Source organism: Pontibacter flavimaris (assembly GCF_001907195.1).
GTDB classification, from domain to species: Bacteria; Bacteroidota; Bacteroidia; order Cytophagales; family Hymenobacteraceae; genus Pontibacter; species Pontibacter flavimaris.
Genome location: NZ_LVWA01000004.1, coordinates 788626 through 795735, shown reverse-complemented (window position 1 = coordinate 795735; position 7110 = coordinate 788626). Strand labels below are relative to the sequence as shown.

Below are 7110 nucleotides of genomic sequence, written 5' to 3'. Positions count from 1 at the left end.
GGGGTGCAAAGGTCGGAAATCTTTTCTCAATTCCCAACTACCTTGCGGTGTTTTTTTTCTCTCTCTTTCCGCTGCCCTGCCGGCGGCGGCGCTTCCTTTCGAAGCGGGTTGCAAAGGTAAGAAAGCTTTCTAAAATCCCAAGCAACTTTTTCACTCTTTTTTTCTTTAGCCCTGCCGGCCTCAAGAAGCTCCTTTTGGAAGCGGTGACAAAGGTAAGCAGCCTTTTTCGATTTCCAAGCGAATCACTGAAAGATTTTTCCCGCTTTTCCCGCCTCGCCGCACCGGGCCTCAGCCCTGTGTTAGCAAGCCCCTGCCTGTGTTAGCAAGCCTTCCCGCTGACCGCCTCCTGCCGAAACGGGATGCAAAGGTAAGAAAGCTTTTCGAAGCCGCAAGGCCTGGTCAGAACTTTTTTTCCAGGGGGCGCTTCCCGGGGTTTTCCCCTTCCACTCCGCCTTCTCTGCACTCCCGCTCCTGCTGAACGGGATGCAAAAGTAAAAAGAAGTCCCGGCTTTACAATACCTGCCGCTGAAAAAAGATGTTGCCACACCGGAAACACCTGAGGAAGAGCCGGAAAAGTTTTCAAAGAATCTCTAACACCGGATTGCCCAACTGGCAATCTATACTTTCGGGCGCTTAGAAGTAACAACAAGGGAGCACGAGTTAGTTCCTCATGCCCCCATATTGTTTGATAATCTTTATGCGCTACGCATTTTTTGGCTTCTTATAGAGCGGCACGGTACTGCAGGGCTCCCCATACATGACACTTGCTGCCACCGGTGTTAGCTTTCGCATTACCTCTACATACGCATACGGTGGTACAGGTATACTTCCGCAGCCTTTCACTACCACCTTGGCATCGCGGTATTCCTCCATATCCACTTTAGCGATCGCCTCCTGCATCAATGCCTGCTCCAATGCTTCCAGATCGCCGAAGACATAGTAGTTGGCGTAGTTCTGCAGCTTCGAGGCCAGCAGCATGTAAGCCCAGGTCGGCACGATGGCATCCACGGAACAGGTGATGGCCACGTTTTTACCTTCATACTGCGACCAATCGTGATCTTTCACAAAAGCACGGAAGTCTTTCTCGCGCAGGATCAGTCCCTGGAACAGGTTATCCTTTATATCATATACTATCCGCTCGCCCGGGTGCAACAGCAACTCCAGGTTCAGGGTTACCAGCGCACTTTGCGCCACGCGGTTTATAATTTCTTCTGACATGGTTATATCTCCTTTTTACTTTGCTCCTTTACTTGGGCTCGTTATATAAACATCCTTCAGGTAGAAGGGTTCATAATACGCTACGTCTTCGAAGGCCCGTTGCGCATACTTTGGCAGCGCCAGCAGGCCTATTGTCTTGGCCGATGGCAGCACTCCCTCTATGAACAAGGCATTCGCCCCGGTGTTTACCATACTTTTATACTTTGTGGCACCGCTTCCGAAAAAGATGATCGGCCGCTCCTTCAGCCTCCCCTCAAACGAATGCTCCTCCAGCACCACCGGCGCGATTGGCTCCACCTCCTGCAGCTCGTGCGTGAGCAGGCAAGTATAAACCTCCATGCGGCGGGCATCCAGCATCGGGCAGAACAGGTAGCGTTCCGGGTTTGGCGTCATGGCAATAACCTGGGCTGCCAATCCATATAAGGTAGAAACCTCCAGCAGCGGGATATTAAGCGAGTAGCACAACCCTTTGGCCGTGGAGGTGCCGATGCGCAAACCGGTATAAGAACCCGGACCACCCGAGACAGCCACCGCGCTCAACTCCTGCAGCGTGGCCCCACAATTTTCCACCAACTGCGACACCATGACGGTGATGTGAGAAGAGTGCGATTTCTCGATCTGCAACTCAGAGGCCCCCAGCAACCGCTGCTCTTTATATAGTGCGATAGAACAGACAGTGGTAGAGGTTTCGAGCGCGAGCAACAACGGCATGGGCAAGTATGGTTATAGTTTATAAGATTGACCGCAAAATTACGCCATGCAGGCGAAGCCTCCAAAAGTATAGCTGCCTCCAATGCAAAAGAGGAAGGCACTGCTGCACCTCCCTCCCCTGTTTGCGTTTTATACTTTTAGTTGGCCTTCAGGTATGACTTATACTTGGCTGGGTCGTTCAGCACCTGCACCGCTGCCAGAATATCGGGGTCATCATCAAACGAAGACTCAATATAGCCTTTCTGCAGGTAGTAGCGCGAGGCGATCTCCGCCTCCAGCATTTCCTGAATCTCAGTGCGGAAGCGCATCAGGTCGTTCGACTTGTTATGGGATACTTTCTTTCTGATGGCGTCAAGCTCTGCCTGGATATCATCATAGTGTTTGCCTTCCTTGGCCTTAGAAGCAACGTCTTCCAGCTCGTTCTCAATGGCGGTGGTATAGGCAAGGTCCTTGTCGTCCAGGTAAGACACGAACTTCTTGTACTCGGCATCTGTCAGTTTAAACTCTTTGGCTGAAGGGATGCCCGGATGCTCTGCTTTATACTTGTTGGCATAGTCGAAGAAGTAGCCTTTGCCCGCGATGGTTCTGGTGATCTCGGAGAAGGCTGGCTGCTCTACCTCCACATCAGGGCTAACGCCTCCGCCATCGTACACCACTCTGCCCGCTGCTGTTTTAAAGGCTGCGCGAAGCGAGTCCGGAATAGTGGCCACGCTGCCGTCTTCGTTGCGGTGGGCATAATCGATGGCCTGGATGCAACGGCCGCTTGGTATATAATATTTAGCCGTGGTTACTTTTAGTTGTGAGTTGTAAGACAGCGGGCGCGTTACCTGCACCAGGCCTTTACCAAAGGTGCGCTCCCCTACCAGCACGGCCCGGTCATAGTCCTGCATCACGCCGGCCACAATCTCGGAGGCCGATGCGCTGCGCGAACTGGTCAGCACCACCAGTGGCATCTCCAGGTCCAGCGGCTCGTCCAGCGCCTTATAGGTCTTGTTCCACTCCTCTACCTTACCCTTGGTGCTTACAATGTCGCGGCCCTTCTCCACAAAAACGTTCGAGATATTCACTGCCTCATGCAGCAGGCCACCCGGATTATCGCGCAAATCAAACACGATCTTTTTAGCGCCCATTTCCTTCAGCTTCTGCACCGCCGTCTTCACTTCCTTGCCCGCATCCACGGTAAAGCCCGATAGCTGCAGGTAGCCGATCTCGCCATCCAGCATGCCATAGTAGGGCACGTTATCCACCATGATATTCTCCCGCAGCAGTTCCAGGTTTCTGGACTTGTTCTGTCCGTAGCTGCGCACTTCCAGTTTGATGGTCGTGTTAGCCTGGCCTTTCAGCAGCTTGCTCACCTCTTCGGTAGACTTGCCCCGCACGTCCACGCCGTTCACTTTCAGGATTTCGTCGCCGATGGAGAGGCCTGCTTTATGCGCCGGGGAGTTCTCGTAGGGCATCTGCACCACCACTTTGCCGTCGCGGCTGCCAATGATCGCGCCGATTCCGCCGTACTGGCCGGTGGTCATGGTGCGGAAATCCTCAATATCGTCTTCGGGAATGTAATTCGTGTAGGGGTCGAGTGACTTGAGCATGGCGTCAATGCCCTCGCGCATCATCTGGGCCGGGGGCACATCGTCCACGTAATAGGTATTTACTTCTTTAAACAGCGTGGCAAAAACGTCCAGGTTCTTAGCTATCTCGAAGTATTTATCGGAATCGTTTTTGAAAGAGAAGAGGCCCAGGGCAAAAACGCCCACCAGCAGGCCGGTTATAGTTTTCTTGTACATAATATCAGGCTAAGGAGACGCAGGAAAGTCTATTTATTTAGACAACGCTCCAAACCTGAAATTAGTTTTTTTTGGATAGAGTGGAAGGATTTTTTTTCCTTGCCGATGTACAGGATGCCCAGCAGGCGTGGCGCCTGGTCCGGGTGCTGCAACAGGAGGTGCTTGTTAAGGCGGTATGCCTCGCGCATTTGCCTCTTGAGGCGGTTGCGGTCTACGGCACGCTTAAAGTAGCGCTTGGAAACGGAGATGAGCACCTGGGTTTGCCCAGGCGGCAGGTCCTGCGGCGTGTAATACACAAACCGCAGCGGATACAAATTAAAAGAAGAACCCTTGGCGAACAGCAGCGAAATGAGCCGCTTATGGCACAAGTGTTCTTCTTTCGAAAATGTATAACTATGAGGCTGGCCGGCTTGCTGCTCGTTAGCTGCTGCTGAATCCATTAGCGGCTATACAATAGCGAAACCAATTCCTGAATCAGGAATTAAGCTGCCTTATGTCTTTTCTCGCTAGAAACTGTCAGTCTCTTTCTGCCTTTGGCTCTTCTGCTGGCCAATACTCTTCTACCGTTAGCGGTTTCCATTCTTGATCTGAAACCGTGCTTGTTTCTTCTTTTTCTCTGAGAAGGCTGGAATGTTCTTTTCATCGTCTGCCAATGGTTTTATTATGGCCTGCAAAATTAGTAAACCTTTAAAGAATAGCAAAGCCTGGTTCATAATTTTTGTGAAAAGATGCTGATCGGCTGTGTTTTGATGTTGAAACAGGCGTCTCCGGGGAGCCTTACAGGCTTGTAAGGACGGGTTTTATACTTTGAAGCGACCGTACTACCTGCTTTGCCTCTACTTTATACTTGCACCTATACTTTATACTTCTGCTATACCGCTGTTCCGGACATCTTTGTCCGGAACCACTTCTGCAGCAGATTTCCTAATCCGCGCAGGTCATACTTTATACTTCATACTTGCTGGTTTATACTTCATGCCTTCTCTGGCGCAAGCGTCCGCTTGTGCCTTCCATAGCCGCTGCTTCCTTCTTCTTGAGCCAAGCTATCTTTACTAGCTTCCGTTCATCCTCAGTCTTACAAGCCTACCGTTGCATCTCTGACTTTGGCTCTCTCAAGCCCGAGAGGGCTCGCCTTCGGGCATCGCGCTGGGAGCTTTTCCTTTGCTCCTGCGTCGCAATGCCTCACTCTCGTTCGGCACCGGAAAAACTCGCATAGGCGCTCAACCCAAAGGCTGGGATCAGATTCGATAGCTATGGCTGAGGGAGCTTGAACCAAGTATAAATTGTCCCCTTGAGGGGACCATAGGGGTGTAATCGTCTGCGGAACATTCCCCGCCTTTGACAAGTCTAGGATCCCGAACTTGTTTCGGGGGAGGGGTTAGGGGTGGTTGGATCCAGCGAGCAGGAAATTAACAAAGCCTCCGGATAGAAGAATAACTTCCCACTTTTCAATCCACGTACATAGCTTTGCAAAACCAAAGTATAATCTGACGCATCAGCCCGATAAACTATGATCTACTACCACCTTTCTTACCAGAACCCGCTTACGCATTTTGTGGATATCGTCATCACGATAAAAGCAAACCAGCAGCAGGAGCTATACTTGCAGCTGCCCGCCTGGCGACCCGGACGGTACGAACTACAGCAGTTTGCCCAGAGATTGCGCACTGTGTCCGCCTCTGCCAACGGAGAGAGCATCACCATCGAGAAAGTAACCAAAGATCGCTGGCAGGTGCAGACCGGAGGTGCTTCGGAAGTAGCGATCAGCTACAGCTTTTTTGCGCGCCAGATGGACGCCGGAGGTTCGTGGCTGGACGAGGAGCAGCTTTACCTCAACCCGATTAACTGCCTGATGGCGGTAGAAGGGCGCGAGCAGGAGCCTTGCCAGCTGCAGTTGCAGCTGCCGGAGGAGTGGCAAATTGCCTGCGGCTTGCCGGAGACAGGAAAACATACTTTAGAGGCAACCAGCTTTGACGCGTTGGTGGACAGTCCCTTCATCGCCAGCGACAGCCTGAAGCGGGAAACGTTTGAAGTGAATGGTTATACTTTCCACATCTGGCTACAGGGGAATTGTAAGCCGGACTGGGCGAAAATCAAGCAGGACTTCATCGGCTTTACTAAAGAGCAACTGGAGGTGTTCGGCGATTTTCCGGTGCCGGAATATCATTATCTGAACCAAATCCTGCCTTACCGCTACTACCACGGCGTGGAGCACAGCCACTCTACCGTCATCACGCTGGGGCCAGGCGAGCTCCTTATGTCGCCGGCCTTATATAAAGAGTTTGTGGGCGTGAGCTCGCACGAGCTTTACCATACCTGGAACATCAAGAAGATCCGGCCAAAGGAGATGCTGCCGTACAACTTTGCGCAGGAGAACTACTTCAGAACCGGCTACGTGGCCGAGGGCATCACCACGTACTACGGCGACTACCTACTGGCGCGCAGCGGTTTCTTCACCGCCGAGGCATACTTTGAGGAACTCAACACCACCCTGCAACGCTACTTTGCCGACTACGGCCGCCATAACCTCTCCGTCGCCGATTCCTCCTTTGATCTGTGGCTGGACGGCTACAAGCCCGGCATTCCCGACCGCAAAGTATCCATCTACATCAAAGGCGCCCTCACGGCTCTGCTCCTGGACTTGCAACTGCGCCAGGTCACCGGCAACAAAGCAAGTATGGATGTGGTGATGCGGGAGCTTTGGGAACGTTTCGGTAAAAAGAACATCGGCTATAGCGAGCAGGATTACGCGGAATTAGTGGATGAGGTAGCCGGGCAGTCGCTCCAATCATACTTTGACAAGTATATCAACGGCACCGAACCTATAGAACCTGCACTGGATGAGGTCTTGCGCTATGTGGGCTGCACGCTGGCTGAACAGCAGAATCCGCTCATGTACGAAGGTAAGTATGGATTCAAGATTTCATCAGAAGCAAGTATAAAAGTGACGGCCATTGCCCCCGGTTCTCCGGCCAGTGAGCTGCTAAGCATAGACGATGAGCTGGTGGCCCTGAACGGACGCAAACTGGAGAGCAACCTACAACAACTACTGGCGCTGGAACCGCAGGAAATGGAATTGGCCTTGTTCCGGGAGAAGCAGCTGCGGGTGGTAAGGCTGGAGGCAAACGGCCAAAGCTACTACAGCAAGTATAGCGTGCAAAAGCGGCAGGACGTCACAGCGGCGGAGAAAGAGAACTTCAGGCTGTGGCTAAAGCAGACCTTTTAAGATGCATGATACTTAACCCACCCCTACCCCTCCAAGGAGGGGAATATGCCGCCAGGTTATGCAGAAAACTGGTCTTTGAAGATAAGGTCATTTCATTCTCTTCATTTTGTCATCCTGAAAGGATCTTGGTAGCGAGTTGCGTAGGCTTAACCTCCATTCTACCAAGTT

8 protein-coding genes are annotated in these 7110 nt (G+C 52.1%); 3 read left to right on the top strand and 5 right to left on the bottom strand.

What is annotated here, in order from left to right; all coding sequences use genetic code 11:
* Nucleotides 1-323, top strand: a 323-nt coding sequence (locus A3841_RS20490; protein WP_206073070.1) for a hypothetical protein, incomplete at its 5' end; no start/stop codon positions are given.
* Nucleotides 324-702: 379 nt separating this feature from the next.
* On the opposite strand, the gene A3841_RS08470 is transcribed toward A3841_RS20490, so the two are convergent.
* From A3841_RS08470 to rpmH, 5 genes are all read right to left on the bottom strand, one after another.
* Entirely contained in the window at nt 703-1218 is a 516-nt protein-coding gene (locus tag A3841_RS08470; protein WP_073851848.1) for a DUF2480 family protein, read from the bottom strand.
* A gap of 15 nt (nt 1219-1233) precedes the next feature.
* A complete protein-coding gene (gene tsaB / locus A3841_RS08465; RefSeq protein ID WP_073851847.1) occupies nt 1234-1929 on the bottom strand; it encodes a tRNA (adenosine(37)-N6)-threonylcarbamoyltransferase complex dimerization subunit type 1 TsaB in 696 nt (231 codons plus the stop codon).
* A gap of 137 nt (nt 1930-2066) precedes the next feature.
* A complete protein-coding gene (locus A3841_RS08460) occupies nt 2067-3716 on the bottom strand; it encodes a S41 family peptidase (RefSeq protein WP_073851846.1) in 1650 nt (549 codons plus the stop codon).
* 29 nt (nt 3717-3745) lie between these two features.
* A complete protein-coding gene (locus A3841_RS08455) occupies nt 3746-4156 on the bottom strand; it encodes a ribonuclease P protein component (protein WP_073851845.1) in 411 nt (136 codons plus the stop codon).
* Nucleotides 4157-4197: 41 nt separating this feature from the next.
* On the bottom strand, nt 4198-4359 hold the full coding sequence (gene rpmH, locus A3841_RS08450; RefSeq protein WP_071784616.1) for a 50S ribosomal protein L34: 162 nt from the start codon (nt 4357-4359) through the stop codon (nt 4198-4200).
* A 164-nt stretch (nt 4360-4523) separates the two neighbouring features.
* On the opposite strand from rpmH, the gene A3841_RS19990 reads away from it, so the two are divergent.
* Together A3841_RS19990 and A3841_RS08445 are read left to right on the top strand one after the other, a co-directional pair.
* Nucleotides 4524-4772, top strand: coding sequence for a hypothetical protein (locus tag A3841_RS19990; protein ID WP_139307914.1), 249 nt, complete (start codon nt 4524-4526; stop codon nt 4770-4772).
* A 454-nt stretch (nt 4773-5226) separates the two neighbouring features.
* A complete protein-coding gene (locus A3841_RS08445) occupies nt 5227-6942 on the top strand; it encodes a M61 family metallopeptidase (protein WP_073851844.1) in 1716 nt (571 codons plus the stop codon).
* The last annotated feature ends 168 nt before the right edge of the window (nt 6943-7110 follow it).